The organism is Rhodococcus sp. NPDC059179, assembly GCF_042754885.1.
In the GTDB taxonomy this organism is placed as follows: domain Bacteria; phylum Actinomycetota; class Actinomycetes; order Mycobacteriales; family Mycobacteriaceae; genus Rhodococcus_G.
In genome coordinates this window covers 604,085-630,404 of the sequence record NZ_JBHZBV010000001.1, presented here as the reverse complement: position 1 = coordinate 630,404, position 26,320 = coordinate 604,085, and the positions used below count along the sequence as shown (strand labels likewise).

Below are 26,320 nucleotides of genomic sequence, written 5' to 3'. Positions count from 1 at the left end.
GAGATATCCCATGCGAATCGCACTGTTCGCCACCTGCATCGGGGACACGATGTTCCCGAACGCGGCCAAGTCCACCGCGTTGCTCCTCACCCGACTCGGCCACGAGGTGGTGTTCCCGCCCGGCCAGACCTGCTGCGGCCAGATGCACATCAACACCGGATACCAGCCGGGCGCGCTGCCGCTGGTGGAGAACTACGCCGAGAACTTCGGCGACGCCTCCATCGACGCCGTCGTCGCGCCGTCGGGCTCCTGCGTCGGCTCGGTCCGCCATCAGCACGAGATCGTCGCGTCCCGCTACGGCAGCGCCGGACTCTGCGGGCGGGTCGAGACCGTCAAGGCCAAGACCTACGAGCTCTCCGAACTCCTCGTCGACGTGCTCGGCGTGACCGACGTCGGCGCCTACTACCCGCATCGGGTCACTTACCACCCCACCTGCCACTCGCTGCGGATGCTCCGCGTGGGGGAAAAGCCGTTGCGGCTGCTGCGCGCGGTCCGAGAGATCGACCTCGTCGAGTTGCCCGCGGCGGACGAATGCTGCGGCTTCGGCGGCACCTTCGCGATCAAGAACGCGGAGACGTCGACGGCCATGCTGGCCGACAAGATCCGCAACGTCTCCGACACCGGGGCCGAGTTCTGTTGTGCGAGTGACTCGTCCTGCCTGATGCACATCGGCGGCGGCATGTCGCGCCTGCAGATGGGCACCAAGACCGTCCACCTCGCCGAGATCCTGGCGTCGGTGGAGACGCCGGTCGAGGCGCGGGCATGACGGGCACGAGTCTGGGCCTGCCCGCGTTCCCACCGCGCGCACCCAAGGGCGCCGGCTTCCTGCGCGGAACCGAGAAGTTCCCCGACGCCGCCCATCACGAGCTGGCCAACGCGCAGCTGCGCCGGAACATCGGCAAGGCCACCCACACCATCCGGGCCAAGCGCCTGCACGTCACGGGCGAGCTGCCCGACTGGGAACAGTTGCGCGACGCCGGATCCGCGATCAAGACCGATGCCATGAACCGCCTGCCGGAGCTGCTCGAGCAGCTCGAGACCGCGGTCACCGCGCGCGGAGGCGTGGTGCACTGGGCGTCGGACGCGAACGAGGCCAACGAGATCGTCACCCGGTTGGTGCGCGCGACCGGCTCCCCCGAGGTCATCAAGGTCAAGTCGATGGCCACCCAGGAGATCGCCCTCAACGAGCACCTCGAGGAACAGGGCATCCACGCGCACGAGACCGACCTGGCCGAGCTGATCGTGCAGCTCGGCCACGACAAGCCCTCGCACATCCTGGTCCCCGCGATCCACCGAAACCGCTCGGAGATCCGCGAGATCTTCCTGCGGGAGATGGCGGGCGTCGACCCCGCCCTCGACGACAACCCGGCACACCTCGCCGCGGCCGCACGAAAGTTCCTGCGGCACAAGTTCATGACCACCCCCGTCGCCATCTCCGGCGCCAACTTCGCGATCGCCGAGACCGGCACGCTCGGGGTGGTGGAGTCGGAGGGCAACGGCCGGATGTGCCTGACGCTGCCGCAGACGCTGATCACCGTGATGGGCATCGAGAAGGTGCTGCCGCAGTACTCGGACCTCGAGGTGTTCCTGCAGTTGCTGCCGCGCTCGTCGACCGGGGAACGGATGAACCCGTACACCTCGATGTGGACCGGTGTCACGGCCGGTGACGGCCCGCAGGAGTTCCACCTGGTGCTGCTCGACAACGGCCGCACCGCCGCCCTCGCCGACAAGATCGGCCGGGAGGCGCTGAACTGCATCCGCTGCTCGGCCTGCCTGAACGTGTGCCCGGTCTACGAGCGCACCGGCGGCCACGCCTACGGCTCCACCTACCCGGGACCGATCGGGGCCGTGCTCACCCCGCAGCTCGCGGGCATGGAGGACAGCGACGATCCCAACTCGACGCTGCCGTTCGCGTCGAGCCTGTGCGGGGCTTGCTTCGACGCGTGCCCGGTGAAGATCGACATCCCGTCATTGCTGGTGGAACTGCGGCACCAGAAGGTGGAGAAGTCCGGGTTCGGTGCCGAGGCGGCCGCGATGAAGGCCGCGTCGTTCGCGATGTCCTCGTCCGGTCGCTTCACCGCGGCACAGAAGGCCGCGGGGCTCGGGCGCCTGATCGCGGGCAAGAAGGGCAAGATCTCCACCCTGCCGCCGCCGCTGAACGGGTGGACAGCGGCCAGGGACATCCCGGCGCCGCCGCAGCACACCTTCCGGCACTGGTGGGACTCGGACGAGGGCCGCGCGGAGATCGCGGCCGCACGACCGGAAGGAAAGGGTCAGGCATGAGCTCACGTGAGGTGATCCTCGGTCGCATCCGGGACGCGCTGACGCTGGCACCACCCGCGGCACAAGAGATTCCGCGGGACTACCGGACCGGCCGCACCCTGCCCGACGACGAGCGCCTGGACCTGCTGGTGGACCGCCTGGAGGACTACAAGGCGCGGGTGTACCGGTGCGACGCCGCCGGACTGCCCGCCACCATCGCCCGCGTGCTCCACGACAGCGGCGCCGCGCGGGTGGGAGTGCCTGCCGGACTGGATGATTCCTGGCTCGCGGAGTTCGACGGCGAGATCGTCGTCGATTCCCCCGACGTGCCCGCGCCGGAACTGTCCTCGCTGGACGCGGTGGTGACCGCCTCGACCGTGTCCTGCGCGGAGACCGGCACCATCTTCCTCGACGGCAGCCCGGACCAGGGGCGCCGGGCGCTGACCCTCGTGCCGGACCTGCACGTGTGCGTGGTGCCGCTCGCGACCGTCGAGGTCGGCGTGCCCGAGGCGATGGCACGGCTGACGCCGGAGCGGCCGACCACGATGATCAGCGGCCCGTCCGCGACCTCGGACATCGAACTCGAACGCGTCGAGGGCGTGCACGGTCCCCGCAACCTGCACGTCGTGATCGTGCGCTGACGCGCCCGTGCGCGTTTAACGGGTCCAGAGACCCGCTGAACGCGCACGGGCAGCGGAGCTGCCTAACGCAGGGTGACCTGGCGGCCACGCAGACCGTCGCGCGAGCGAATCTCCTCGGAGGTCAGCGGCGCGTCGACGGCCAGCGCGTCGGCCAGCCGCTCGCCCAGCTCGGCCGTCGCGGGCGCCCATTCCTGGGCGTGCCGCTCGGGGTCGAGGTCGAACACCGGCACCAGCAGGCCGTGGGTGCGGAAGGAGCCGGCGTACCGGGACCCCTCACCGAGGTGCAGTCCGCCGGCCGCGTGCACCCGGGCCAGGGCCAGCATCAGCTGATCCTCGTCCTCGGGGCGCACCCAGCGCAGGTGCGCCTTCTCGCCCGCGTCGACCCACCACGCGGCGACGACGCCCTCGCTGTCGAGACGGGCCGACGGCATGATCACCGAGTTGGCCTGCTCGACGGTGGCGGCGACCTCAGGGGCGGGTGTGACGCCCTCCGGGATCCACCAGTTGAAGTCCTGGTGGACGCTGATCTCCAGCAATGCTCCCGTGTCGATCAGGTCGCCCAGGCGCGGCCCGTCGGGCTGCGCGTCGGCCGCGGCGAGCGACTGCCCCGGCTCCGCGGTGACGGCCCAGTTGACGGCGGCGGCCAGGTCGGCCGACAGATCCGCGGACTGTCCCGGCACCTGCAGGCCCACAAAGCCTGTCGCGGCGGCGGTGCCGCCAGATGACGCGGCGGCGGCCTCGTCGCGGACCAGTCCGGCGACCGCGCCGGGCAGCACCGTCGCGGCAACGACGGTGCGCTCACCGCCGGTCAGCGGCAGCGTCGCCGTGGCGGACGGGACGAACTCGCGCATCGCGACCAGGTCGCACTCGGCTGCCAGGCCCTCGAACGGCCGCGGCACCGTGGACGCCGCGGCGCTCTCCTGGGCGGCGCGCCTCTCGGCGAGCTTGGCCGCGCGGTTGCTGCCGGGCTTCGGACCACTGTTTCTTTTGCTCTTACCCACGTCGGGAAACCTACACGCCGCCACTACTGCGCGAGCCACTCCTTGGTCCGGCCCGGATGGTTGGTGGCGATCCAGCCGACGCCGAGCTCCCGGCACAGCCGCACGTCGTCGAAGTCGTCGACCGTCCAGCAGTAGGTGGCCCGGCCCGCCGCGGCCGCCCGGTCCACGATCTCCGGGTGCTCGCGCAGCGACTTGATGGACGGACCGACCGCGGTGGCACCGACGGTGGTCGCCGCCCCGCCGCCCAGGTACCGGGACGACTCGCCGAGCAGCACCGTGGGCAGCAGCGGGGCCGAGCGGCGGATCCGCCAGACCGCGGCCGCCGAGAACGACATGATGACGGCGCGGGAATGGTCCGCGGAGGCGGGTGCGGAGAGCCCGAACCGGGACAGCTCCGCGAGCACCTTGCTCTCCACCAGCCCGCCGTAGCGGACCGGGTGCTTGGTCTCGATGAACAGCTTGGTCGGGCGGCTGGTGTGGTCGAGCACCAGTGAGATCAGCTGGGCGAGGGTGAGCACCGGCTCCCCGTTGGCGCCGAACTCGAGTTCGCTGAGGTGCCGGAGCGTCATCTCGCTGACCAGCCCGGAGCCCGAGGAGGTGCGGTCGACGCGACGGTCGTGCACGCAGACGAGGTGCCCGTCGCGGGTCAGCCGGACGTCGCATTCCAGGCCATCGGCGCCCTGCTCCAGGGCCAGCTCGTATGCGGCGAGGGTGTGTTCGGGCAGGGCCGCGGACGCGCCCCGGTGCGCGACCACGCGGGGACCGCGGTCGGAGCTCACGGCGCCGCCGCTTCCACGCGTTCCGGCGCCGAGATTTCGGGCGGCCGGGTCGCCGATGGCCGGGCAGCCTCGGGCACCGCGACCAGCCAGCGGGTCAGCTCGCGCGGCTTCCCGGTCGGGCTCAGACCGTCGACGCGGCGGATGATCAGCAGCGTGAGCGCCGCGACCGCCACCGCCACCAGGTCCGTGACCGCCGCCAGCAGGACGCCGTCCGCCTGGGCCTGCAGGGAGTCGCGCATGCGCCACAGCAGGTTCACCGCGAACAGCGCGCCGCCGCAGGCCCAGGTGACCCACCACACCCGAATCAGCTTGCGCGTCTCCGGGTCCGGCTCGTTCAGCTCGGTGAGGAACACCCCCGGCATCGCCAGGTTGACGACCGGGACCAGGCAGCCGAGGGCAACCGTCGACGGTCGGCGCGGGTCGACGTGCCCGGTGCGGGCGTAGGCGCGGCGCCGCGCCCCCACCAGCCAGGCGACGACGGCAACGGCCGCGCACACCGCGACGACCGGGGCGAGCAGACCGGCCGCGGCCACCAGCCCGTCGGAGACGGCGAGCAGCCCCGGCCCGATCAGCGTGGTCCGGTTGCGCAGCAGCAGCGCGTAGCGGAACAGTTCGGCCAGCGCGCCCAAACCGAACAGCACCGCGGCGGCAGCGAGCAGGGCCGGGGCCAGCTCGGCCAGCCGCTCGCGGCGGCCGGGTTCGGGTTCGGACGCCGACGCGGGGGGCACGTCGAGCAGGCCCCAGCGCGGGATCTCGCGGTAGGCAGGCGGGGTCGGGCCCCGCGGCGGGCGGGACGGACGCACCCGGGACGACGGTTGCCCGGGCGTGCGGGCGACCCACCGGAAGTTGCGCCTGCTCGGCGGTTCCGGACGGTTCGGGTCCGTCGGTGAGAGCAGGACGCCGTGGCAGCGCGGGCACCATTGCGCCGGGCCGCCGACGACCGGCCATCGGGCGGCGCATCGCGCGCAGACCTGAACGGTGCTCATCTAGTAGATCTTCGCCGACCCGCCGCCATCGACGGTCAACGGCCGGCCGCACTTCTGCCAGGCCACCATCCCGTCGCTGACGTTCACCGCGTCGAACCCGGCCTGGTTGAGGTACTCGACGACCCGGAACGACCGGCCGCCCGAACGGCAGACGACGTACACCTCCGCGTCAATGTCGATCTCCGCCATCCGGCCAGGCACGTCGACCATCGGGATGTGCAGGGCGCCGGGGGCGTGCCCGTCCGCCCACTCGTCGTCCTCACGCACGTCCAGCAGGATCACCGAGTCGGACAGCTCGGCCGGCACCTCCGCAGCGGGCACCGAGGGCACATCACCAAAGCTCACACCACCGATACTGTCACGTTCGGCCGCACCCCGTCGGCGGAGCCGCGCTCGGTTTCGACATGCCTTCGCGCCGCGACCGCTCATGCGGCAGGCTGGCACACATGGAGCTGAGAATCTTCACCGAACCCCAGCAGGGCGCCACCTACGAGCAGCTGCTTCGCGTCGCGCGGGCCGCCGAGGACCTCGGCTACGGCGCGTTCTTCCGATCCGACCACTACCTGGCGATGAACTCCGAAGGGCTGCCAGGCCCGACCGATGCCTGGATCACCCTGGCGGGCCTCGCCCGCGAGACCTCCACCATCCGGCTCGGCACGCTGGTCACCTCCGCGACGTTCCGCTATCCCGGGCCGCTGGCGATCGCCGTCGCCCAGGTGGACGCGATGAGCGGCGGCCGCGTGGAGTTCGGCCTCGGCGCCGGCTGGTACGAGGAGGAGCACCTCGCCTACGGCATCCCGTTCCCGTCGCTCAAGGAGCGGTTCGACCGGCTCGAGGAGTCGCTCGCGGTGATCACCGGCATGTGGGAGACCCCGGTCGGCGAGACCTTTTCCTACGAGGGCGCGCATCACCGCATCCTCGATTCGCCTGCCCTGCCGAAGCCTCATCAGCACCAGGGCCCGCCGATCGTCATGGGCGGCATGGGCAAGAAGCGCACCCCGGCGCTGGCGGCCCGCTACGCGGACGAGTTCAACCTGCCGTTCGTCTCCCTCGACGACACCTCCACCCAGTTCGAGCGGGTGCGCCAGGCCTGCCGTGCGATCGACCGCGATCCCGCCGAGCTCGCCTACTCCAATGCCCTTGTCCTCTGCTGCGGCCGCACCGAGAGCGAGCTCGCCGCCCGCGCCGCGAGCATCGGGCGCGAGGTCGCCGAGTTGCGGGAGAACGGCGCGGCCGGTTCGCCCGCCGAACTCGTGGACAAGATCGGCCGGTACGGCGAGCTCGGGGCGAGCCGGATCTACCTGCAGACCCTCGACCTCGACGACCTCGACCACCTGGAACTGGTGGCGACCGAGGTGCTGCCGCAGCTCCGCTGAACGTCGAACGGGCGGTTGCCGGGGACGTCACTCGACGGTCTCTCCCGGCAACCGCCCGTTCGTCGCGAGCGCGGGATCAGTGCGGCGGCAGGATGTCCTTCTGCGCGGGCACCTCGTCCTGCTTCAGCAGGCCGATCGGGCAGCTGACGCCGGTGGCGTGCACCGGGCAGTACCCGCCGGGGTTCTTCGCGAGGTACTGCTGGTGATAGTCCTCCGCGTAGTAGAACTCACCGAGCGGGGCGATCTCGGTGGTGATCGCGCCGTATCCGGCGTCGGCCAGGCGCGCGCCGAACGCCTCCGCGGTTGCGTCCGCGACCGCGGGCTGCGCGTCATCGGTGGTGTAGATCGCCGACCGGTATTGCGAGCCGTGGTCGTTGCCCTGCCGCAGGCCCTGCGTCGGATCGTGGTTCTCCCAGAACCGTTGCAGCACACCCGCATAGCTGATCACCGTCGGATCGAAGACGACCAACACCACCTCGGTGTGCCCGGTCCGGCCCGAGCAGACCTCCTCGTAGGTGGGGTTCGGGGTGACGCCGCCCGCGTACCCGGCCGCGGTGCTGTACACGCCGCCCTGTTGCCAAAACTCCTTCTCGGCGCCCCAGAAGCAGCCCATGCCGACGACCGCGGTCTGCATTCCCTCCGGGAACGGCGGGGTCAGCGGGTGCCCGTTGACGTGGTGGGCGTCGGGGACCGGCAGCGGCTGCACCCGCCCGGGCAGCGCCTCCCCCGCCGCCACCATCACGGATTTCGCGGCCGCGCGGCCGAGGATGTCGTCGTACCAGGACATGATCCGATGCTACGCGCGGACGCCGCGGCGACAGTTTCTGTGGTCGATCCGCCGACTCGGCACCCGTGCCCGTCGGTAAGCTCGCCGGTGCAGTGGGGGGACCATCCGTGGCAGGAGGCCCAGATGTCATCCAAGGAACCGATGTCACCTCGGGAACCCGAAGGCGACGGACAGCGGTCTCCGTTCCCGCCGCCGTTCAAGTGGAGCGCCCCCCAGCCGACGCAGAAGCCCACGCAGCGGCTACCCGGGCAGCCGCGGCCCGCGGCGGTGCGAACCCAGTCGCCGCCCGACGTCCCGCGGCCCGACGCCCCGCAGCCGCCCGACGTCCCGCGGTGGACCGCGCCACCGAGCCCGCCGGCGCCCAAGCCGAGCCAGCCCGCACCGCCGAGCCCGCCCCCGACACCGGCCGCAGCCGCGACCCCGACAGCGGCGCCCGCGACCCCGCCGCCCGACTCCGAGTTCGGCGCGCCCCCGGTCAGTCCGCCCTGGCTCGCACCGGAACCCACCGCCGTGCGCGGGCAGCAGGTCCGGCGCGGGCGTCAGTCGGTCGCGCCCGCGGTGCTGATCGGCCTACTGGTCCTCGCGATCGTCGGCATCGTGGCAGTCGTCGTGCTCTGACCGGACGCTCCGAGGCGGCGCGACTGCTCGCCGATCCACCGGCTCGATGGCACCTCCACGAACCGGTACAGCAACTCCGCGGCCCCGGCCGTCACCAGTAGGAACGCGAGCACCGCACCCGTCGTCCCCAGGTAGCCGACGGCGTTCTCGTACACCCGGTAGAGGATCAGCGTGTGCAGCAGGTAGATCGCGTAGCTGCGGGTCGCGGTCCAGCGCACCAACGGCAACCGGCCGACGTACCCGTCGTACCTCACCAGCGCCAGCACCGCGCAGCTGACCACGAACATCGTCCACAGGTAGCGATCGCCCGCCCAGTACACGTGGCTGTCGGTGGCCAGCCGCACCACCTCGGCCTGCGCCAGGGTCGCCACGAGCAGCCAACGCCAGCTCGCCAGCCGCGCCCAGCCGAGGTAGATGATCTGGCCCATGAACACCGCGGGCAGGGTCGCGGCGACCTTGGAGAGCATCGGGACCGCGTAGGGCTGCGGCACGTAGAGGTTGTAGAGCAGCACGGCGCTGCACAGCGCCGCACCGGCTAGGGGCACCGCGATCGGGATCGACCTGAGCAGCGGTCGGGCCGCGACGCAGTACAGGTAGAACAGGACCTGCACCACCAGGGTCCAGGTCACCCCCAACACCGCGACCTCGGGCGTGAGAAAGAACCCGCCGAGCACGAAGCTGAGCGCCGCCTCGGAGTTCGAGATGCCGTCCTGGCCGCTGAACATCCCGTTGACGCCGAGACGCACCAGCACGATGGCGAGCAGGATCGCCACCCAGAGCGCGGGCAGCAGTCGTCCGATCCGGTTGAACAGGAAGCGCCCGGGGGTGTGCCTGGTGGCCGAGGCGGTGAGCATCAGGCCCGTGAGCGTCATGAAGATCGCGACGCCGACGAACGAGAGGTGCTGGTTCAGTCCCGCGCCCTTGACCAGCGCCGCATAGACGCCGTCGATCAGCCACCAGCCGGTACCGAGGTCGTCGATCAGGTAATACGAGATGTGCGAGTAGATGACGGCGAGCACCGCGATCGCGCGCAGCAGGTTGGCCCCGGCGAACTCGATCCGGGGCCGCGAGGACGCGCGCACGGGAACGTGTTGCAGTCGGAGCACTGCGCAATATTAAGGTTCTGTTCACCCGCCGGACGAATCGGTGTCCGAATTTCGGCGTCCGTGGTGGGTCACTCGCATCCGCGCCCGCGTGCTCGCAAATCTTGCGGACGGTGTACGAATGAGATTGGGTTATGCCCGAGAAGGATCGACCCAAAATCGACTTGGTACACGCCGGGCGTGCGCGCCCGTAAGGAAGGGACCCTCGTGTCTGTCTACTCGCTGCCTGAACTGCCCTACGACTACGCCGCCCTCGAGCCGCACATCTCCGGCAAGATCATGGAGCTGCACCACGACAAGCACCACGCCGCCTACGTCGCGGGTGCCAACGCAGCCCTCGACAAGCTCGCCGAGCTCCGCGCCGCCGACGCCGTCGCCCCCGTGGTCAACCTGCACGAGAAGAACCTCGCCTTCCACCTCGGCGGCCACACCAACCACACCGTCTTCTGGAACAACCTCAGCCCCGACGGCGGCGACAAGCCCGAGGGCGAGCTCGCCGCGGCCATCGAAGACCAGTTCGGCGGCTTCGACGCCTTCCGCACCCACTTCAACGCCAACGCCAACGCCATCCAGGGCTCCGGCTGGTCCATCCTCGCCTGGGACTCCATCGGCCAGCGCCTGATCATCGTCCAGCTCTACGACCAGCAGGGCAACATCTCCATCGGCCTGACCCCCCTGCTCATGCTCGACATGTGGGAGCACGCCTTCTACCTCGACTACCAGAACGTCAAGGGCGACTACGTCAACGCCTTCTGGAACATCGTCAACTGGAACGACGTCTCCGCCCGCTTCGACCGCGCCCGCACCCAGACCGCCGGCCTGATCGTGTAGCGCGGCTTCGCCCCGTGCGCGATTTGTACCCCGACCGGGGTAAGAATCACGCACAGTCCGACCACTCCGCCGCGCCCGACAATCGGGCGCGGCGGAGTCGTTTCCGGCGAACGGTCGTATCGTTGAGGGATGGACACCCTCATCGAGGGTCTCGCGTTCCCCGACGGGGCACGCTGGCACGACCGGCACCTGTGGTTCTCGGACACCCACGCCGGTGAGGTGTTGGCGTACGACCCGTTGACGGGCGCGCTCAACACGATGGCCGAGGTGCCCGGTCGACCCGCCGGCCTGGGCTTTCTCCCCGACGGACGGCTCCTGATCGCCTCCACCCGCGACCTGCTCGTGCTGCGCCGCGAATCGGACGGCAGCCTGGTCGTGCACGCCGATCTCTCCGGCATCGCCACCTGGCATCTGGGCGACATGTGCGTCGACCGCCTCGGCCGCGCGTACGTCGGCAATGTCGGCGACGGCAGCGATCCCCCGCGGGCGCCGCGGCCCGCCGACCTGGCGATGGTCGAACCCGACGGCGCCGTCCACGACGTCGCGACCGCGATGGTGCTGGCGGGCGGCATGGTCGTGACCTCCGACGGCACCACCCTGATCGTCGCCGAGACCCGATCAACCCCCGGCCGGTTGACCGCCTTCACGATCGAACCCGACGGCAGTCTCGAACAGCGGAGGGTGATCGCCGAGTTCGACGCCACGGTGTGCCCCGACGGCCTCACGATCGACGCCGAGGACGGCGTCTGGGTGGCCTCCCCGTTCGGCGACGAGATCTTCCGCGTCGACGCGGGCGGCGCCATCACGGACCGCCTGCCCGCCCCGCACCCCTACTCCCTCGCGCTGGGCGGGTCCGACGGCCGCGACCTGTTCGTCTGCGCGTCCGAGACGTGGATTCCGGAGGAGGCCGAACGCGACCGCAGCGGTACCGTCCGGCGGATCCGGGTGCAGGTCCCCGCCGCACAGGCGTAGCGCACGGCGGTCCCGCTGGCACTCGATCCCGCTTGTCTGCCAGCCGAGTTCGGCGCATCCTGGAGTTGTCCCCGGTGGAACTGCCGGGGCGTCGTCGCACGGAAGGGGACGGACATGACCCAGCACGGTCACATCGGCGTCGCACCCTTCCATGCCGCGGGCGCGCTGCGCGGGTTCATCATCTCCGGCCGGTGGCCCGACACCACCAAGGAATGGGCTCAGCTGCTGGTGCTCGCCGTCCGCATTGCCTGCGTACCCGGATTGCTGCCCACCTCAACGATTTTCGGCGCGCACGAGGATCTTCCCGACGATCCGGAGCCCGGCACCGTCGGACTGGTGGTGGCGGAGGGACCGGTTATCGGCGAATCCGCGGTCACGCCAGGATGTTTCGCGGAACATCAGCCTCCGGCCCTGCTGGTGCTGCACCCGCCGTCGGAGACCATGCCCTCGTTGCCGGAGTGCGTGGGCGCGGCCTCGGGCTGCCTGCTGCTGCCTGGCGTGCCGCACCTCGGGCTGGACCACCGGGCCGCCTGGGTCGAGGCGGATGCCGACGGCACCGTGACGTCCATGGTCAGCCGGATGAGCCTCGATCCCAATACGGACCCCGACACCGCTGTTTTGGCCATGCTGCTGGCGGCCTGACGCAAACCGGAAGATCAAAGTTTGGTCTCCCAAACTTGTTGTGCGCTTTGCGATCTCGCGAACCTCGGGTAGTCTTACGCACAGCGAAGGGGAGTAGCCCCCAATCGAGCAGTCGACATACTGGCCAGCATCACGAGATTTGATGCGCCCGGCTGCCCGAACCGGCGCCGTCGTTCACGCGACACGCACCGGTGGGCGAGACCTTCGGCTGTCGACGTCCAGACGTCGGCGGCCGGAGGAACAGTTCCCAACATCCTCCGAAACCAGATATCGGAGGAGGTCCGCATGCTTGCCGCGCTGCTGCTCAGCTTCGGCGTCATCTTCGTCGCCGAACTCGGCGACAAGTCCCAGCTCATGGCGATGACGTTCGCCCTGCGCTACAAGTGGTGGGTCGTCGTCGGTGGCATCACCGTCGCCACCACCATCGTGCACCTGGTCTCGGTCGGCGTCGGCCACTCCCTGGGCGCCGCCCTCCCCACGAACCTGATCAGCATCGTCGGCGGCATCGCGTTCGTGATCTTCGCCCTGTGGACCCTGCGCGGCGACAGCCTCAGCGACGACGAACAGAACAAGGCCGCCCGCGTCGGCACCTCCGCATTCCTGGCCGTCGCGTCCGCGTTCTTCCTTGCCGAGCTCGGCGACAAGACCATGCTCGCCACCATCACCCTGGCCGCGGACAACGACTGGGTCGGCGTCTGGATCGGCTCCACGGTCGGCATGGTCGCCGCGGACGCGCTGGCCATCGTGGTCGGCGCCGTCCTCGGCAAGCACCTGCCCGAACGGTTCATCCAGCTCGGCGCCGCGACCCTGTTCCTCGTCTTCGGCGTGATGCTGCTGCTCGAGGGCCTGTTCCCGGGCACCGCTGCCGGCCCGATCGTGGGCGGCGTGATCCTCGCGGTCGCCGCCGCGGCGGGTGGGGTCCACTGGGCGCGGTCCCGGCGGGACGCCGCCCTACCTGTCGAGGGGACTCCCGAGCCCCTCGACAGGTAGGCGCCGGACGACGATCAGGAACCCGTGCTCCCGGTACCACCGCCTGCCGGGAGGACCCGGGTGTTCCCACTCGCAACCCACCCATCCGACGCGGGGACTCCAGTGCCGGTGAAGGTGAATCCATTGGCGCCGTCGAGAGCCTTGTCGGGTGCCTTGTACTCGAACACGAGACTGACGCTACCGCCTTCGAACTTGCCTCCGTTGCGCCCCGGCTGCAGCGCCCAGCCCCCCTCCGGCGCCGTGACCGTGACCTTCCCGGTGACGGGATCCACCGCCACTGTCGAGGGCAGGTCCACCAAGGGCCCCGGAGGCGTTTCTGTCGGTGTATAACCGGTCACCTTCACCCCCACGAACTCAAAACCCTCTGGCGGAAGGTGGGTAACACTCGTGACGTCCACGTTCACTTCCGGTGCGGCAACCTGGAATGCCGCCTCCTGGGCGACGACGACTGCGGTGAACGTCGCGTCGGCACCCGGATCGACCTCCTTGACACCGAAGTACGCGCCCTTGTAGTTGCCGAGCATCCCGGAATCCGCGAAGCCATTGCGGTAGCACGGCCCCAAATCCGGGAATTGCGGGCTGTGGTCATTGCAAGGGCGCACCAGGTTCTGCCATATCTCGTCCGCCCACCACGTCTGCCCGGCCGCGGTCCCCGCACCCATCAGCGCCCCGCCCGCGACGATGGTCAGCGCCGCGAGCACCGACCCACCCGCACGCACCAGATTTCCAGCCATCGACAATGTCCCCTTTCCATGGAGAGCCGGCCCATCGCCCGCCCCAATAGCTCGCCCAGCGTAGGGGGCGTCACACCACACCGCGCCGGAATCGCACACTCGTTTTGCGCAGGTCATAGGGTTAAACGCTGCCTTCGACGGCTACTCGCCGACCGACGTCCGGCGACCTGGCGCGACCGTCGCGTTCGTGCGAGCACCCGCGGTCAGACGGTGCATCAACCGCCACCACCCGGGACCACGACGGAACAGGAGGGGATCGCCCGGACCCCGTGGACGCAGTGCAGGTACAGCGGGCGCGAACGTCTGGTACCCGGTCGACGGAACCGGACCGACTTGTCCCTGACGGAAGCAACCGCCGCGGTGAGGTGTTGTATCGGGCATGACCAAGTCCGCTGCCGCCACCGCTCGCCACAGGATCGCGGCCGAGCAGGCCGCCACCGTGCACCGGATCGAATCTCTGACCGCCCGGTTGGCCGACATTCTGGACGGCTCGGAGCTGACCGTGAACGACGACGAGCACGACCCGGAGGGCTCGACGATCGCGTTCGAACGGGCCCAGGTGGCCTCGCTGCTCGCGGACGCGCGGCAGGACCTCGACGAACTCACCGGGGCCGAACACCGTCTCGACGCCGGCACCTATGGTGCCTGCGAGAAGTGCGGGCGCCCGATCGGCGACGAACGGTTGGACGCCCTCCCCGCCGTGCGGCGGTGCATCGACTGCGCCTGACGCACCGCCGCCAAGTGGTCAGGAGCCGGGGCTGCCGACCGAGATTCCTGTCAGTTGATTCTCATGGCGTCCGATCCGGTCGGGGTGCAACCTTTGGCCGTACATCCCGTCTCGCTGGAGCCGGCCTGAATCAACAGGTCATGCAGCGCTAGAAGAAATACATCTCCAGGGCTGACGCCGGCCGCGAGAGCCGCCGACGCGGTGTCCCCGCCGAGATCCTCGGCCGACGCCGTGCCCCCGCCGAGTGCCAGACCGCCACCGAGCAGAGCGGTCGCAAGAAGGAGGGACGCGCCGCGACGCGCCAGTGTTCGCAACATTCAGCTTCCTTTGTTCGATTTGTGTGTTCGATTTGGTGAAACGGGGCGACCTCACCCATCCGGCGCCCTCGACCGCGTCGCATAGGAACGGCCGGCCTGCGCGTGAGCGAATCCGACTACCCATTTTTCGCAGGTCAAAGCGTCATACGGAACCCGCCCGGCACCGGGCGACAGGGTGTCCCGCCCAGCACCGGGTCGACGACCGCAGCTACGGGGTCTGCGTTATGTGCGGACGCCCGATCGGCGCCGAACGACCGCTCCCGACAGAGCCGAGCTTGACATTCCGCTGAATCCGATAGATGCGGTCAAACGGGTCCTGACCGACAATCAGCACCTAGCCACGGACGGGGGGAAACGCTGTTGCCGGATCGATCCCCTGCAACCACGCGGTGAATCTCTCCAAATTGGACGGCGGGGTTGCGGGGCAACTCCATCCCGCACATCCGATCCAGATGTCGCTCTGGTCGATGGAGCCGCCCACAATCCCGAGCGTGATCACTCCCCCGAAGAAGACCTCCTCGACGGAGCCGACCGCGCCACCCGCGAGATCGTCGGCCGACGCCGTGCCCCCGCCGAGGGCCAGACCGCCGCCGAGCAGAGCCATTGCGGCAAAGACGGACGCGCCACGACGCGCCAGAGTTCGAGACATGAAGATTCCTTACGAAGGAGTGTGATGACGGGGCGGCGACACCCGTCGGACGCCCCCCGACCGCGCCAGCATAGGGTCCGTCCACCCCTCCGACTGCCGAATTCGAAAATCGGTGTCTTCGCAGGTCAAACGTTATACACAACGGGTGCGCCCGAGGGGATCGACGCCACGATCGCCCCATTCGGTGAACCGTCGTTAACCAGACTCACGGCCGGGCGCTATCGTTGCGGTCACGACCGGCCGGCCAACGGTGGCCGCCAGAAAAGGGGATCGACTGTGGAAATCCAGGGAACCGCTGCACTGGTCACCGGAGCTGCCTCCGGCCTCGGCGCCGCCACCGCCAAGCGCTTCGCGGACGCGGGCGCCACCGTCTTCGGGCTGGACCTGGCCCAGTCCATCGAGCGCGCCGGCGACAGCGTGCCTGCCGGCGTCACCCTCATCCCCACCGATGTCACCAGCGGCGACGAGGTCCAGGCCGCGGTCGACCAGATCGTCGCCTCCGGCGTGCCGCTGCGCACCGTCGTCAACTGTGCGGGCGTCGGCTGGGCCGGCCGCATCCTGTCCAAGAACGGCCCGCACGACCTGGAGCTGTTCCGCACCGTCATCACCGTCAACCTGCTCGGCACCTTCAACGTGATGCGCCTGGCCGCCGACGCGATCGCCAAGACCGACACCGTCGACGAGTCCGGCCAGCGCGGCGTCGTGATCAACACCGCCTCGGTCGCCGCGTTCGAGGGCCAGATCGGCCAGATCGCCTACTCCGCATCCAAGGGCGGCGTGCATGGCATGACGGTCCCGGCCGCCCGCGACCTGGCGCAGTTCGGCATCCGCGTCAACACGATCGCCCCCGGCATCATCGACACCCCGATGCTCGCGGGCGTCACCGACGAGTACCGCAAGGGCCTCGAGGCCGGCGTGCCGTTCCCGTCCCGCCTCGGCAACCCGTCCGAGTACGCGCAGCTCGCGCAGATGATCGTCGAGCACGACTACCTCAACGGCGAGACGATCCGCATGGACGGCGCGCTGCGGATGGCGCCGCGGTAGGAAGTCGCTACGCGCGGTGGTGCGCTCGCGGAGGTCAAGGCCTCCACAAGCGCGCCACCGCCGCCTCTTTGCAGACTGCCGCGGACCGACTAAGAACCGAACAGCGACGACATCCATTCGGTAAACGTCACTGGACCGTTGCACTGTGGAGGCAACGACGACGTACATCCGGTAGTGATATCGAGCGAGCCAGTCAGTGGCGATGACCCGAACACGCCGCCCGGGAGTTCCTCGGCCGTCGCTGCGCCCCCGCCAACGGCCAAACCACCGCCGCACAGCGCCGCGGCAATGAGGACGGACGCGCCGCGGCGCGCCATGGTTCGAAACATGCAGACTCCCTCGTTCAAGGCGTGATGACGGGCGCTCACCTTCATCGAGCGCCCCAGACCGCGCCAGATTACTTGCCAGTCCCCCCACCGTCTGCCGAATCTGAAGTCGATGTTTCCCCAGGTCAACCGTTATACGCAACCCAAAATTCGGTCGGATCGACGAGGTCACTCGCAGTCAGCCCTGAACCTGGCGGGAACCTCATGCACGCCGCCTGCCGGTCGAATCCGCCTGGCATCATCGACCGCGGCATCCCGTCGGCGCGGCCGCCCCACGACGCACCAAATCCCTCGACGTGCATCCTCTCACCTCGAAAAGCCTTGCTGGATAGGCTCTTCCGGACAACCACGATGCCGCACCGTCGCCAAGGTGGGTGGTCGCGCCAATGCAGCGCGACTACCCACACCGGTCAGGAGGAGAAGTACGGCAGAATGCCTGTGCGATAGACGTCCGCGAGGAACTCGCCGACAACCCCCGGGAAGATCGGTGTGTCGTTGGCACATCCACCATTGCCATCCTCGATGCAAGCCGCATTCGCGGTCCCCGCCCCGACGACCCCACCCGCGACAACCCCACCGACCACGATCGCGACGGCACCGATCATCGACGCACCCCGACGCACAATGTTCTTACCCACGAAGGAACTCCCCGTTCTCCGAGCAATGATGAGCGCCCAACCGATTGGACACCCCAGACGGCGGCACATTAGCGCCCACCGCCCCCACCCACACCGGATATCGGAGAATCACATACTCGCAGCTCAAGCGTCTAACGCAACCCTTTCGCCTCCTCGGCAACAGGCAGCGAAGCTACCCGTGCGCGGTTGACGGGTCCAAAGACCCTTCATCCGCGCACGGGTGCCGCAGGCGCCTACAGGTCCGCGGCCAGCGGCACCTCGGCCACGGCGCGGTCGGTCATCCACTCCCGCAGCACCCGCGTCGCCTGCACGTCGTCCTCGTTGTAGACGTACAACCGCTCACGCTGAGTGAGATCGGGCTCCCCGTCGTAGCCGACCGCCTCCCGGTACCAGCTCATCGACGCCTCGCCGCTCGCGTCCGCGTCCCGCCAATGGAATCCGGCCACCGGTGCAATCTTCTTGAGCCCCTTGCCGTTCGGGCAGATGAACTGGTCGCTCACCGCCTGGTAGACATCCACCCACTCCGGGCTGTCGATGAAGGCGCGGATCTGCGCGACCGTCGGGATGCCCGGCATCCCCGCGAACCGGGTCGCCGAGTCGAGCAGCCACTTGTCTTCCGCCGCACGGGAATAGCAGTACGCGGCGAAGGTCTTGCCGTCGGCGACGGTCGCGTCCCGCACCCCCATCAGCCAGCCCCAGAACTCCGCGAATGACCGGCCCTCGTCCCGGGTCGGCAGGGGGTCCCAGGTGACGAACGGCCGGTACGGCTGGGTGACCCCGTCCGCGGTCAACAGCGTGCCCCACAGGTAGGCCCCGTGCTCCTGATAGCTCTCCATGTCCACGTCGACCTCGACATCCGCCCGGCGCACCGTGACCTCGGACTGCCGCCGCACCAACGGGATCCCGCCCAGCCAGGCCTTCGCGATCACCACCACGTCCGCGAACCCGTTGCCCTGCCACTCCTCCGGCGGCGGTCCGTCCCAGTCCGCCAGGTCGTCGATGGTGTAGACCCCGGCCGCCCGCAGCGCCTCGGCCCGCGAGCCCGTCGCGACCAGGCTGACGTCCCGCGCGGCGGTGAGGTTCTCCTTGCATCGCGTCCACCAGGGGCAGGACCGGCACTCGCCGATCTGCGACGGGGAGGTGAAGCGGTCGCCGCGCGCGACGGCCAGGCGGTCGGCGAACCGCTCGTCGTACACGTCCATCACCGCGGCCAGGTCGTGCACGAGGAAGCGCTCGCCGCCGTACCCGATCACCCCGCCGAGCATCGACGGGCTGGCCACCCCCTGCGCCTGCAACATCCGGTGCAGGTGCGCGAGGCGAAGCTGATCGCGGAGCTGGGCGCGCACCTTCCGGTCCGGGTCGACGCCCGGCGCCCAGTCGTCCAGGCTGGAGGTGACCGCGCCGCTGCCGGGGTCGGTGACCTTGTGGTTCACCACGATCGCCGGGATGTACCCGCCGCGGTCCGCGTCCCGGATCAACAGCTCGGCCCGCCCGCGCCTGCCGGTGTCGAACTCGAGCGGCAACACCGCGCCCCAGATCCGATCCGCCCCGTCGGCGCACGCCCGCAGCGTCGCCGCCGCCCGCTCGCGTGACGGTCCGGACTGATCGATCAGCACCCAGCTGTGTCCGCCGGGCGCCATCAATCGTCGGAGCATCGCCTCCCGGTGCGCCTGCGCCGATTCGCGGCGCTGCTGAACTCCGATGTCCTCCGGCGCCGACGCGATCATCTCCGGGTAGGCCGAATCGAGATGGACCCGGTGGCGGCACGTGGTCAGCGTCCTGGGATCGATGAGCACCGGCCGAGTGCCGTTGCGGCTCGGCTCGTCTTCCTGGTGCGGATCCCGAGGGTCCTGCGAATAATTCACGATGTCGAGATTATGGTCCGTCGCACCGACAACCCGCACCGCGCTGGCCGATACCGTCGCGGATAGGCTGTCGGGGACGGGTGTGCCGGAGCTCGAGCGCCAAGATGAGGGGCCTTACGCATGGGTTTGTTCAGGAAACGCAAGACACGCGCGACCCGGCGTGCCGAGGCGAAGGCCCTCAAGCACAAGGCCAAGGTGGAGGCGAAGCTCGGCGCCCGCAACGACCGCAAGAAAATGCGGACCGAGGCCAAGTCGGCGAAGAAGGTCGAGAAGGCTCAGCTCTCGACGCTGAAGGCGCAGGAGAAGGCCGCCACCCGCGGCAAGCTGAGCGTCGGCCAGGTCCGCAAGTACCTCGGCATCGCCCGGCTCCTGACCCCGGTGCTCGCGCCGCTCGTCTACCGCGGCGCAACCATGCTGCGCGCGCAGCTCGACCAGCAGCGCGCCAACAAAATGGGCATCGCCGCCGAGGAACTCGGCACCTACACCGGGCACGGCGCCCAGCTCAGCGCCCGGATCGCCGGAGCCGAACGGTCCGCGAACACCATCGCCGCCCAGTTCCCCGACGCCGAGACCGCCCGGTTCACCGCCGCGGTCCTCGGCCGGCTGGCCGAGCTCAGCACGGCCGTCCGCGCCTCCGAGCAGATGCCGGCCGCGCGCCGCAAGGCCGCCCACCACGCGATCTCGGCCGAGCTGGACGGCGTCGAGGCCGACCTGCTCGCCCGCCTCGGCGTCCGCTGACCCCAGCCGCACCCCCGCCCCGATGCCGACCACCCGCCCCGACCACGCGGCCCGCCTGCGACATGCGGCGGCGCCCGCGGCCCGCCTGCGCGGCGCCGCGGTCGGCGCGCTCACCGCGGCGCTCGCCGTCGCCGGGCACGGGGTCGCGGGCGGCGGATACCCGGATTCCTCGGCCCTGACGCTGCTCGTGCTGTGCTGCGCCGCGGTCGGCGCGGTCACCGGCAGCCTGCGCGGCGGGCGGGTCGCGCTGCTCGGGGCGCTGGCCGCCGGGCAGCTCGTCGGCCACCTCGCGCTGTCCACGGCCCTCACCGCGCACCAGCCGCACGGTCCCGAGCTCTCGCCCCGCGGGCTGACGATGCTCGCCGCACACGCCGCCGCGACGGCGGTGTGCGCGGCGCTGATCCTGTCCGCCGAGGCGCTGTACGGTCCGATCACCCGGGTGTTGCGGACCCTCACGCGCCGGTGGAATCCACTGCCGCGCATCGACTTCTCGCTCCGCATCGCGCCCGCCGCCGCCGTCCCGACGGCCGCGCCGCTCGACTTCGGCATCTCGAGACGGGGACCGCCCACAGCGGCGTCCGCCTAGCGGGCCTCGGCGACCCGGGCCCGCCTCCCCCACCTCTCGAGAGAAACGAACCACACATGACCACCCTCTTTTCGCGTGCCCTCCTCACGGTCGGCGCCACCGGCGGCGTGCTGCTGCTCGGCACCGGCATCGCCGCCGCGCACGTCTCCGTCAGCGCCCCCGGCGCCGAGCAGGGCGGTTACACCGTCCTGAACTTCAAGGTGCCCACCGAGTCGGAGACCGCGGGCACCACGAAGCTGACGGTGACGCTGCCGAACCTGAAGTCGGCGCGCACCGAGCCGATGCCGGGCTGGACCTCGCAGGTCACCAAGGACGCCGCCTCCGGCGAGGCCACCTCGGTCACCTGGACGGCGGATCCCGGCGTGAGCGTCGGCCCCGGCCAGTTCCAGCAGTTCGTGCTGTCCGCCGGGCCGCTGCCCGCGCAGGACGAGGTGTCCTTCGTCGCGGCCCAGACCTACAGCGACGGCCAGGTCGTGAACTGGGATCAGCAGCCCGGCCCCGACGGCAGCGAGCCCGACAAGCCGGCGCCGGCCCTGACGCTGGCGCCTGCGTCCGAATCCGAGGACGGCGGCCACGGCGCCGCGACCGCGGCCGCCACGTCCACCGACAGCGATGGCGTCGACACCACCGCCCGCTGGCTGGGCGGCATCGGCCTGGTGCTGGGCGCGCTCGGCGCAGCCCTCGGCGTCGGCGCGACCGTCCGCGGTCGGCGCTCGTGAACACCCGGGTCCGCGTCCTGGTCGTGACGATGATCGCGGCGGCTGCCGCGCTGCTCGGCACGGGCGTCGCCAGTGCGCACGCGGTGGCGACCGGGTCCACCCCGGCGGACGGCTCGTCCGTCGCGGCTGGTCCGGAGCTGGCCGTCGTCACGTTCAACGAGCCGATGCAGTCCAGCTTCGCCACGCTCACCGTGGTCGGCCCGGACGGCAACCTGTGGTCGAAGGGCGAGCCCACCGTGCAGGGCCCCTCGGTCAGCGTCCCGGTCGGCGAGCTCGGCCCGACCGGCGTCTACACGGTCGCGTACCGGGTGACGTCCGCGGACGGCCACCCCGTCAGCGGCACCCGCACGTTCACCCTGACCGAACCGGGTTCGGGCACGCCCGGCCCGAAGCCGGGTGGTGACGCGGGCGCCACCGAGGGCGGCGACGCGGACGGGCTGCCGATGTGGCCGTTCATCGTCGCCGGGGTGCTGGTGTTCGGCGGCGGACTGGCCTTCGCGCTGCGCAGGCCGCGCGAGCAGGGCTGACGACGGTGGGTGCGGCGGGCGGGGCGACGCGGTGGCGGATCACGCCGCCCGCGCTGCTGCTCGCCGCGCCCGCCGGCCTCGCCGGGGTCGGGTTGGCCTGGCTGCTGGCCGCTCCGGCGGGCCCCGACCCGTCGAGCCTCATCCGGGTGCTCGCCGTCCTCCTGGGGTCGGCGGTGCTGGGGCTGGCCGCGCTGGAGTGGCTGCAACGGTCGGACCGGCGACCGGTGATCCCGCGCGCCGAACTCTGGCGACCGGTCGCGGCACTGGCCGGGGCCTGGACGCTGGCCGAGGTCGCCCTAGTGGTCGCCGCGGCGGCGGAGACCACCGAGACCGGGGCGGGCGCGCTCTCCTCGACCACGTTCGGCAGGTTTCTCGGCGACATCAGCGCGGGCCAGATCGGCGCGGCGACCGTGGCCTGCACGGCGGCGATCGCGGTGATCGCGGCACTGGCGTTCCGGCGGCACGCGGACTGGCCCGTCACCCCGGTGGCGGTGCTCGCCGCGGTGGCGCTGGCCGCCCGTCCGGTCACCGGACACATGGCGACGCAGGTCCTCGGGTCGCTTCTGGGTGCCGCGCACGCCCTGGCCGCGGCGCTGTGGCTGGGCCCGCTCGTCGCGATGGCCCTGCTGCTGCGGGCGCGGGGCGCCTGGGCCACGCTGCTGCCGCGCTACTCCGACCTCGCGTGGCGGTGCGTCGCGGTGCTGGCGGTGACCGGCGTGATCGACGCCGCGGTCAGGCTCGGCGGCCCTGGCGCGCTGGTCGGCACTGGCTACGGGCGGATCGTGCTGGCCAAGGCCGCGGCGCTGCTCGCGCTCGGGGCGCTCGGCTGGTGGTGGCGACGGACCTGGGTGCCCGCGGCGGGCGCGCACCGCGTGCAGGCCGACGACTCGCTGCGCCGTGCGGTGCTCGAGGTGCTGGCGATGGCGGTCGCGTTCGGCCTCGCCGCAGCGCTCGCCACCACCGCCTGACGCGGCTGCGCCGCCCGTGCGCGCGTCGTACCCCTATAGGGGTGAAAATCACTCACAGCCGCCGAAGGCGCTATAACGGTTCCATGCCCTCCGAACAGGATGTTCGCGCGCTGATGCTGGCCCTCCCCGAGGCGGAGGAGATCGTCGTCGACAACTGGGGCAGCCAGCCGACGTTCCGGGTGCGCAGGAAGATGTTCGGAATGGTCGGTTACGGCGCCCCGACGGTGTGCCTGAAGGCGACCCGCGACGACCAGGCCGCGCTGCTGGAGGAGGACCCCGAGACCTTCCTGGTCGCGCCGTTCTTCGGGCGCTGGGGCTGGATCGACGTCGTCCTCGACCGGGTGGATCCGCAGGAGCTCGCCGAGCTGGTCGAGGAGGCCTGGCGGCTGACCGCGCCGAAGCGGGTGGTCGCGGCCTACGACCGGAAGCACGATCCGATCTGAGCGTCGGGCCTGCGCCGAGGTCGGACCATCACGACACGCGGCCGCGCACCAGCCTGGCGTAGGCATGGTTGACGTCGCCCTCGGCGACCAGGCGGAGCCGGTCGCCGACGACGGCGCGGGGGGTCCACACCTCCGGACGAGCCCGCCCGGCGTGGTCGGCGATCAGTTCGGCCGCCCGATCGGCGCACCGGGCGGGCTGCGGCGTGCGGCCGACACCGAGACCGCCGAGGATCACCAGGTTGCCGGGCGTGCGCCCGTTGACACCCAATGACCAGCCGAAGTGCCGGTTCCAGGCGAGCACGGCCTGCTGGCCCGGGAAGTGGGCGATCTGGCTCGGCAGCGTCACGACCGCGTCGAAGGCGCCGCCCTCCGGCCACTCGACGGATTCGGCGCCCAGCGCCGTCGCCACCGCGCCGACGTAGTCATCGACGTCGCAGGTGGCACTGGCCGCACTGTTCATCCTGCTCCCCCTCCGCAGTACCCGTGGGCCGGGAATCCGACACGCTGGGGAAATCGCGTCTCCGGCCGGCTTCGTTACGGCGAGTTGGCCGAGAACGGTCGAAGCCGGCGGCGTGGGTGCATCCCACACCGCCGGCTTCGGCTGGTGACCGCTCCCGCGGTCGTCCGGGTCAGCGCCCGGGGACGTACTGCAGCACCTTGATGAACGGCGCCAGCACCTTTGCCCACACCTTCGGCGGAAGCCCGCGGGGCCCACCGAGATTGAGCAGCCGTGTGGTCGCGACGGTCTGCGACTCCGTGTACTTGAGCATCCCGTCGACACCGTGCCTGCGGCCGACGCCGGAGACGCCCATGCCGCCCATCGGCGCGGCGGTGCTGCCCCAGGCCGGACCGTAGCCCTCGTCGACGTTGACGGTGCCCGCGAGCACCCGGGCCGCGATGGCCTCGCCCTCGGCCTTGCTGCCCGCCCAGACGCTGGCGTTCAGGCCGTACTCGGTGTCGTTGGCGCGCGCGACCGCCTCCTCCACGTCGGCGACCGGGTAGATCGACACCAGCGGGCCGAACGTCTCGTTCCTGGCGCACTCCATCTCGTCGGTGACGCCGGTGAGCACCGTCGGCTCATAGAACAGCGGGCCCAGGTCCGGGCGCGCCTTGCCACCCGCGACCACCGTGGCACCCTTGGCGACCGCGTCGTCGACGTGCAGGGAGACGGCCTTGACCTGGGCCTCGGAGACCAGCGAACCCATCTCGATGCCGAACTCGTAGCCCGGAGCCAGGGTCATCTTCTTGACCCGCTCGCCGAAGAGCTTGGTGAACTCGGCGGCGACCGGCTGCTCGACGTAGATCCGCTCGATGGAGATGCACAGCTGTCCCGAGTTCGAGAAGCAGGCACGCACGCCAGCGTCGGCCACCTCGCGCAGGTTCGCGCCCTTGGTGACGATCATCGGGTTCTTGCCGCCGAGTTCGGCGGAGAAGCCGATCAGCCGGCGGCCTGCCTGTTCCGCGAGCAGCTGCCCGGTGGCGGTGGAACCGGTGAACATCAGGTACTCGGTGTTCTCCACGATCGCGGTGCCGACCACCGACCCCTGCCCGGGGACGACGGCGAACAGGTCCCGCGGCAGCCCGGCCTGGTACATCAGCTCCACGCACGCCAGCGCGCAGTACGGCGTCTGGCTGTCCGGCTTGATCACCACCGCGTTGCCCGCGAGCAGGGCGGCGATCGCGTCGGAGACGGCGAGCGTCATCGGGTAGTTCCACGGCGAGATGACGCCGACGACGCCCTTCGGGTGATGCCGGACGACGGTCTTGGTGAGACCGGGAAGCATGCCCTGCACGCGCTTGGGCTTGAGCGCCTTCGGGGCGAGCCGGGCGTAGAAGCGGGAGGTCATCGCGATGTCGAGGACCTCCTCCAGCGCGGCCGCCCTGGACTTGCCGGTCTCGGCCTGGGCCATGTCCATCAGCGCGTCACGGTTCTCCAGCACCAGCTCGCGGTAGCGGTGGAAGATCCGGGCGCGGTCGGCCGCGGGGCGCCTGGCCCACTCCCGCTGGGCGACCCGGGCGCGCTCGATCGCCGCCTTCGCGTCGTCGGCGGTGCCGACCGGGACGGTCGCCAGCTCGCGGCCGGTGAAGGCCTCGACGACGGATCGGGTGGGTCGACTCGCCGCGTCCGGGATGGCGATGAGGTCGGCGAGCCGCGCAAAGGTCGCGGTGGACGGAGCAGGCATTTCGTACCCCTACTGGTGAGTAGTTCTTGCAGTTACACACAACCTACCCGGTCCGTGTCCGGGGTCACAGTGGCAGGAGCGCTACGGCGTCACCGGGAGTCCGGTGGTACCGATGACCGCACCGTCACCGACCGGCACCAGCCCGTCGTCCGCGAGCCGTGCGCCGAAGTAACCGACCTCGTCGTCGCGCACCACCACCCGCTCGTCTCCGCGCCCGCGCAGCACCGCGCCGATCAGTTCGTCCATCGGTGCCCTCGTGGAGCCGGCGATCTCCACGACGCCGCGGGGCTCTCCGGCCGCCACCTCCGCCACCAGCCGCGCGACGTCCGCGGCGGCGACGGGTTGGAACAGGATGTGCGGCAGGTGAACACCGTCGTCCCGCGTCCCGACGTCCGCGATCGTCGCGATGAACTCGTGGAACTGCGTCGCCCGGAGGACGGTCGACGGGACCGGGCCCGCCGCGATGATCTCCTCTTGACGGACCTTGCCGTCCAGGTAGCCCACCGTGTCGGACGGCACCAGCCGGTCGACCCCGACGATGGACAGAGCGACATGGTGCCGCACTCCCGCGACGGACTCGGCGGCGATCTGGTTGGCGGTCGAGCGCGCGAAGAAGTCGACGACGACGGGTCCGTCGTACGACGGCGGGCCGGTCACGTCCACCACCACGTCGGCGCCCGTCAGCACCTGCGCGAGCCCGTCTCCGGTCACGGTGTCCACTCCCGTCGACGGTGCCGCCGCCACGACCTCGTGCCCCTGCTCTCCGAGCAGGTCCACGACCTGACGGCCGATGTGCCCGGTTCCTCCGACGACGACTATTCGCATGATCCTGCCTCTCGGTGGATCTACCCGGATACTTCGAATCCCG

The 26,320-nt window shown here is 70.7% G+C and carries 31 protein-coding genes; 17 read left to right on the top strand and 14 right to left on the bottom strand.

Annotated features, from left to right (window positions below; genetic code table 11):
- Nucleotides 1-10: 10 nt before the first annotated feature.
- From ACFXMV_RS02865 to ACFXMV_RS02855, 3 genes are read left to right on the top strand one after another with little or no spacing between them, the layout of a single operon-like run.
- Nucleotides 11-766, top strand: coding sequence for a (Fe-S)-binding protein (locus tag ACFXMV_RS02865; RefSeq protein ID WP_378502595.1), 756 nt, complete (start codon nt 11-13; stop codon nt 764-766).
- The gene (locus ACFXMV_RS02860) at nt 763-2,283 is read left to right on the top strand and encodes a LutB/LldF family L-lactate oxidation iron-sulfur protein (RefSeq protein WP_378502596.1); all 1,521 of its coding nucleotides are present in this window, start codon (nt 763-765) and stop codon (nt 2,281-2,283) included. Before ACFXMV_RS02865 ends, ACFXMV_RS02860 begins: the two co-directional genes overlap by 4 nt.
- Entirely contained in the window at nt 2,280-2,903 is a 624-nt protein-coding gene (locus tag ACFXMV_RS02855) for a lactate utilization protein C (protein WP_378502211.1), read from the top strand. Before ACFXMV_RS02860 ends, ACFXMV_RS02855 begins: the two co-directional genes overlap by 4 nt.
- A 62-nt stretch (nt 2,904-2,965) precedes the next feature.
- Here the strand turns inward: ACFXMV_RS02855 and ACFXMV_RS02850 are convergent, their stop codons facing one another.
- The 4 genes from ACFXMV_RS02850 to ACFXMV_RS02835 are packed head-to-tail and all read right to left on the bottom strand — an operon-like array spanning nt 2,966 to nt 6,014.
- Nucleotides 2,966-3,904 (bottom strand): DUF5926 family protein, encoded by a 939-nt coding sequence (locus ACFXMV_RS02850; protein WP_378501453.1) that lies wholly within the window; start codon nt 3,902-3,904, stop codon nt 2,966-2,968.
- Nucleotides 3,905-3,927: 23 nt separating this feature from the next.
- Nucleotides 3,928-4,683, bottom strand: coding sequence for a glycerophosphodiester phosphodiesterase (locus tag ACFXMV_RS02845; protein WP_378501454.1), 756 nt, complete (start codon nt 4,681-4,683; stop codon nt 3,928-3,930).
- Nucleotides 4,680-5,669, bottom strand: coding sequence for a DUF4328 domain-containing protein (locus ACFXMV_RS02840; protein WP_378502597.1), 990 nt, complete (start codon nt 5,667-5,669; stop codon nt 4,680-4,682). The genes ACFXMV_RS02845 and ACFXMV_RS02840 overlap by 4 nt, the downstream gene beginning before the upstream one ends.
- The gene (locus ACFXMV_RS02835; RefSeq protein WP_378501457.1) at nt 5,670-6,014 is read right to left on the bottom strand and encodes a rhodanese-like domain-containing protein; all 345 of its coding nucleotides are present in this window, start codon (nt 6,012-6,014) and stop codon (nt 5,670-5,672) included.
- Nucleotides 6,015-6,115: 101 nt separating this feature from the next.
- Here ACFXMV_RS02835 and ACFXMV_RS02830 point away from each other — a divergent pair, with 101 nt between their 5' ends.
- Nucleotides 6,116-7,045 carry an LLM class F420-dependent oxidoreductase gene (locus tag ACFXMV_RS02830; RefSeq protein WP_378501458.1) on the top strand — a complete coding sequence of 310 codons (930 nt, stop codon included), beginning with the start codon at nt 6,116-6,118 and terminating at the stop codon, nt 7,043-7,045.
- A 76-nt stretch (nt 7,046-7,121) separates the two neighbouring features.
- Here the strand turns inward: ACFXMV_RS02830 and msrA are convergent, their stop codons facing one another.
- Nucleotides 7,122-7,832 (bottom strand): peptide-methionine (S)-S-oxide reductase MsrA, encoded by a 711-nt coding sequence (msrA, locus tag ACFXMV_RS02825; RefSeq protein WP_378501854.1) that lies wholly within the window; start codon nt 7,830-7,832, stop codon nt 7,122-7,124.
- 123 nt (nt 7,833-7,955) lie between these two features.
- Here msrA and ACFXMV_RS02820 point away from each other — a divergent pair, with 123 nt between their 5' ends.
- Nucleotides 7,956-8,450, top strand: a complete 495-nt coding sequence (locus tag ACFXMV_RS02820) for a hypothetical protein (RefSeq protein ID WP_378501853.1) — start codon at nt 7,956-7,958, stop codon at nt 8,448-8,450.
- On the opposite strand, the gene ACFXMV_RS02815 is transcribed toward ACFXMV_RS02820, so the two are convergent.
- On the bottom strand, nt 8,372-9,508 hold the full coding sequence (locus ACFXMV_RS02815) for an acyltransferase family protein (RefSeq protein ID WP_378501855.1): 1,137 nt from the start codon (nt 9,506-9,508) through the stop codon (nt 8,372-8,374). The genes ACFXMV_RS02820 and ACFXMV_RS02815 overlap by 79 nt on opposite strands.
- 252 nt (nt 9,509-9,760) lie before the next feature.
- Between ACFXMV_RS02815 and ACFXMV_RS02810 the strand changes: the two genes are divergently transcribed.
- From ACFXMV_RS02810 to ACFXMV_RS02795, 4 genes are all read left to right on the top strand, one after another.
- Nucleotides 9,761-10,384, top strand: a complete 624-nt coding sequence (locus tag ACFXMV_RS02810) for a superoxide dismutase (RefSeq protein ID WP_378501852.1) — start codon at nt 9,761-9,763, stop codon at nt 10,382-10,384.
- Nucleotides 10,385-10,513: 129 nt separating this feature from the next.
- The gene (locus ACFXMV_RS02805) at nt 10,514-11,356 is read left to right on the top strand and encodes an SMP-30/gluconolactonase/LRE family protein (protein WP_378502598.1); all 843 of its coding nucleotides are present in this window, start codon (nt 10,514-10,516) and stop codon (nt 11,354-11,356) included.
- A gap of 114 nt (nt 11,357-11,470) precedes the next feature.
- A complete protein-coding gene (locus ACFXMV_RS02800) occupies nt 11,471-11,998 on the top strand; it encodes a peptidase (protein ID WP_378502125.1) in 528 nt (175 codons plus the stop codon).
- A gap of 285 nt (nt 11,999-12,283) precedes the next feature.
- Nucleotides 12,284-12,988, top strand: coding sequence for a TMEM165/GDT1 family protein (locus ACFXMV_RS02795; protein ID WP_378502599.1), 705 nt, complete (start codon nt 12,284-12,286; stop codon nt 12,986-12,988).
- 14 nt (nt 12,989-13,002) lie between these two features.
- Here ACFXMV_RS02795 and ACFXMV_RS02790 read toward each other — a convergent pair whose 3' ends face one another.
- Nucleotides 13,003-13,689, bottom strand: a complete 687-nt coding sequence (locus ACFXMV_RS02790) for a hypothetical protein (RefSeq protein WP_378502600.1) — start codon at nt 13,687-13,689, stop codon at nt 13,003-13,005.
- A gap of 412 nt (nt 13,690-14,101) precedes the next feature.
- Between ACFXMV_RS02790 and ACFXMV_RS02785 the strand changes: the two genes are divergently transcribed.
- Nucleotides 14,102-14,449 (top strand): TraR/DksA family transcriptional regulator, encoded by a 348-nt coding sequence (locus ACFXMV_RS02785; protein WP_378502399.1) that lies wholly within the window; start codon nt 14,102-14,104, stop codon nt 14,447-14,449.
- 50 nt (nt 14,450-14,499) lie between these two features.
- On the opposite strand, the gene ACFXMV_RS02780 is transcribed toward ACFXMV_RS02785, so the two are convergent.
- Both ACFXMV_RS02780 and ACFXMV_RS02775 read right to left on the bottom strand, forming a co-directional pair.
- The gene (locus ACFXMV_RS02780) at nt 14,500-14,766 is read right to left on the bottom strand and encodes a hypothetical protein (protein ID WP_378502601.1); all 267 of its coding nucleotides are present in this window, start codon (nt 14,764-14,766) and stop codon (nt 14,500-14,502) included.
- A gap of 334 nt (nt 14,767-15,100) precedes the next feature.
- Complete coding sequence (locus ACFXMV_RS02775) at nt 15,101-15,415, bottom strand: hypothetical protein (protein ID WP_378502292.1); 315 nt, start codon at nt 15,413-15,415, stop codon at nt 15,101-15,103.
- Between the two features lie 276 nt (nt 15,416-15,691).
- Between ACFXMV_RS02775 and ACFXMV_RS02770 the strand changes: the two genes are divergently transcribed.
- The gene (locus ACFXMV_RS02770; RefSeq protein ID WP_378502291.1) at nt 15,692-16,459 is read left to right on the top strand and encodes an SDR family NAD(P)-dependent oxidoreductase; all 768 of its coding nucleotides are present in this window, start codon (nt 15,692-15,694) and stop codon (nt 16,457-16,459) included.
- 736 nt (nt 16,460-17,195) lie between these two features.
- On the opposite strand, the gene ACFXMV_RS02765 is transcribed toward ACFXMV_RS02770, so the two are convergent.
- Both ACFXMV_RS02765 and ACFXMV_RS02760 read right to left on the bottom strand, forming a co-directional pair.
- A complete protein-coding gene (locus tag ACFXMV_RS02765) occupies nt 17,196-17,423 on the bottom strand; it encodes a hypothetical protein (protein ID WP_378502506.1) in 228 nt (75 codons plus the stop codon).
- Between the two features lie 233 nt (nt 17,424-17,656).
- On the bottom strand, nt 17,657-19,219 hold the full coding sequence (locus ACFXMV_RS02760; protein ID WP_378499444.1) for a TM0106 family RecB-like putative nuclease: 1,563 nt from the start codon (nt 19,217-19,219) through the stop codon (nt 17,657-17,659).
- Nucleotides 19,220-19,408: 189 nt separating this feature from the next.
- Here ACFXMV_RS02760 and ACFXMV_RS02755 point away from each other — a divergent pair, with 189 nt between their 5' ends.
- The 6 genes from ACFXMV_RS02755 (at nt 19,409) to ACFXMV_RS02730 (ending at nt 23,269) form a co-directional block, all read left to right on the top strand.
- Nucleotides 19,409-20,026, top strand: a complete 618-nt coding sequence (locus ACFXMV_RS02755; RefSeq protein ID WP_378499441.1) for a DUF6474 family protein — start codon at nt 19,409-19,411, stop codon at nt 20,024-20,026.
- Nucleotides 20,027-20,048: 22 nt separating this feature from the next.
- Nucleotides 20,049-20,612, top strand: coding sequence for a hypothetical protein (locus ACFXMV_RS02750; RefSeq protein WP_378499440.1), 564 nt, complete (start codon nt 20,049-20,051; stop codon nt 20,610-20,612).
- Nucleotides 20,613-20,668: 56 nt separating this feature from the next.
- Complete coding sequence (locus tag ACFXMV_RS02745) at nt 20,669-21,331, top strand: YcnI family protein (RefSeq protein ID WP_378499439.1); 663 nt, start codon at nt 20,669-20,671, stop codon at nt 21,329-21,331.
- 29 nt (nt 21,332-21,360) lie between these two features.
- On the top strand, nt 21,361-21,858 hold the full coding sequence (locus ACFXMV_RS02740) for a copper resistance protein CopC (protein ID WP_378499443.1): 498 nt from the start codon (nt 21,361-21,363) through the stop codon (nt 21,856-21,858).
- Entirely contained in the window at nt 21,855-22,826 is a 972-nt protein-coding gene (locus ACFXMV_RS02735; RefSeq protein ID WP_378499442.1) for a CopD family protein, read from the top strand. The genes ACFXMV_RS02740 and ACFXMV_RS02735 overlap by 4 nt, the downstream gene beginning before the upstream one ends.
- An 83-nt stretch (nt 22,827-22,909) precedes the next feature.
- Nucleotides 22,910-23,269 (top strand): MmcQ/YjbR family DNA-binding protein, encoded by a 360-nt coding sequence (locus ACFXMV_RS02730; protein ID WP_378499438.1) that lies wholly within the window; start codon nt 22,910-22,912, stop codon nt 23,267-23,269.
- Between the two features lie 28 nt (nt 23,270-23,297).
- Here the strand turns inward: ACFXMV_RS02730 and ACFXMV_RS02725 are convergent, their stop codons facing one another.
- The 3 genes from ACFXMV_RS02725 to ACFXMV_RS02715 all read right to left on the bottom strand — a co-directional run bounded on the left by ACFXMV_RS02725 (nt 23,298) and on the right by ACFXMV_RS02715 (nt 26,277).
- Nucleotides 23,298-23,729 carry a DUF6292 family protein gene (locus ACFXMV_RS02725; RefSeq protein WP_378499437.1) on the bottom strand — a complete coding sequence of 144 codons (432 nt, stop codon included), beginning with the start codon at nt 23,727-23,729 and terminating at the stop codon, nt 23,298-23,300.
- A 169-nt stretch (nt 23,730-23,898) separates the two neighbouring features.
- Entirely contained in the window at nt 23,899-25,452 is a 1,554-nt protein-coding gene (locus ACFXMV_RS02720; RefSeq protein ID WP_378499436.1) for a succinic semialdehyde dehydrogenase, read from the bottom strand.
- A gap of 81 nt (nt 25,453-25,533) precedes the next feature.
- Nucleotides 25,534-26,277, bottom strand: coding sequence for an SDR family oxidoreductase (locus ACFXMV_RS02715; protein WP_378499435.1), 744 nt, complete (start codon nt 26,275-26,277; stop codon nt 25,534-25,536).
- Nucleotides 26,278-26,320 lie beyond the last annotated feature (43 nt).

Bases quoted from the DNA above. Each gene is read 5' to 3' on its own strand.
- ACFXMV_RS02775 (WP_378502292.1), bottom strand. From the start codon at position 15,415: ATGTCTCGAACTCTGGCGCGTCGTGGCGCGTCCGTCTTTGCCGCAATG.
- ACFXMV_RS02830 (WP_378501458.1), top strand. From the start codon at position 6,116: ATGGAGCTGAGAATCTTCACCGAACCCCAGCAGGGCGCCACCTACGAG.
- ACFXMV_RS02820 (WP_378501853.1), top strand. From the start codon at position 7,956: ATGTCATCCAAGGAACCGATGTCACCTCGGGAACCCGAAGGCGACGGA.
- ACFXMV_RS02750 (WP_378499440.1), top strand. From the start codon at position 20,049: ATGCCGACCACCCGCCCCGACCACGCGGCCCGCCTGCGACATGCGGCG.
- ACFXMV_RS02730 (WP_378499438.1), top strand. From the start codon at position 22,910: ATGCCCTCCGAACAGGATGTTCGCGCGCTGATGCTGGCCCTCCCCGAG.
- ACFXMV_RS02865 (WP_378502595.1), top strand. From the start codon at position 11: ATGCGAATCGCACTGTTCGCCACCTGCATCGGGGACACGATGTTCCCG.
- ACFXMV_RS02855 (WP_378502211.1), top strand. From the start codon at position 2,280: ATGAGCTCACGTGAGGTGATCCTCGGTCGCATCCGGGACGCGCTGACG.
- ACFXMV_RS02780 (WP_378502601.1), bottom strand. From the start codon at position 14,766: ATGTTGCGAACACTGGCGCGTCGCGGCGCGTCCCTCCTTCTTGCGACC.
- ACFXMV_RS02715 (WP_378499435.1), bottom strand. From the start codon at position 26,277: ATGCGAATAGTCGTCGTCGGAGGAACCGGGCACATCGGCCGTCAGGTC.
- ACFXMV_RS02800 (WP_378502125.1), top strand. From the start codon at position 11,471: ATGACCCAGCACGGTCACATCGGCGTCGCACCCTTCCATGCCGCGGGC.
- ACFXMV_RS02745 (WP_378499439.1), top strand. From the start codon at position 20,669: ATGACCACCCTCTTTTCGCGTGCCCTCCTCACGGTCGGCGCCACCGGC.
- ACFXMV_RS02720 (WP_378499436.1), bottom strand. From the start codon at position 25,452: ATGCCTGCTCCGTCCACCGCGACCTTTGCGCGGCTCGCCGACCTCATC.
- ACFXMV_RS02725 (WP_378499437.1), bottom strand. From the start codon at position 23,729: ATGAACAGTGCGGCCAGTGCCACCTGCGACGTCGATGACTACGTCGGC.
- ACFXMV_RS02740 (WP_378499443.1), top strand. From the start codon at position 21,361: ATGATCGCGGCGGCTGCCGCGCTGCTCGGCACGGGCGTCGCCAGTGCG.
- ACFXMV_RS02840 (WP_378502597.1), bottom strand. From the start codon at position 5,669: ATGAGCACCGTTCAGGTCTGCGCGCGATGCGCCGCCCGATGGCCGGTC.
- ACFXMV_RS02755 (WP_378499441.1), top strand. From the start codon at position 19,409: ATGGGTTTGTTCAGGAAACGCAAGACACGCGCGACCCGGCGTGCCGAG.
- ACFXMV_RS02805 (WP_378502598.1), top strand. From the start codon at position 10,514: ATGGACACCCTCATCGAGGGTCTCGCGTTCCCCGACGGGGCACGCTGG.
- ACFXMV_RS02785 (WP_378502399.1), top strand. From the start codon at position 14,102: ATGACCAAGTCCGCTGCCGCCACCGCTCGCCACAGGATCGCGGCCGAG.
- ACFXMV_RS02860 (WP_378502596.1), top strand. From the start codon at position 763: ATGACGGGCACGAGTCTGGGCCTGCCCGCGTTCCCACCGCGCGCACCC.
- msrA (WP_378501854.1), bottom strand. From the start codon at position 7,832: ATGTCCTGGTACGACGACATCCTCGGCCGCGCGGCCGCGAAATCCGTG.
- ACFXMV_RS02795 (WP_378502599.1), top strand. From the start codon at position 12,284: ATGCTTGCCGCGCTGCTGCTCAGCTTCGGCGTCATCTTCGTCGCCGAA.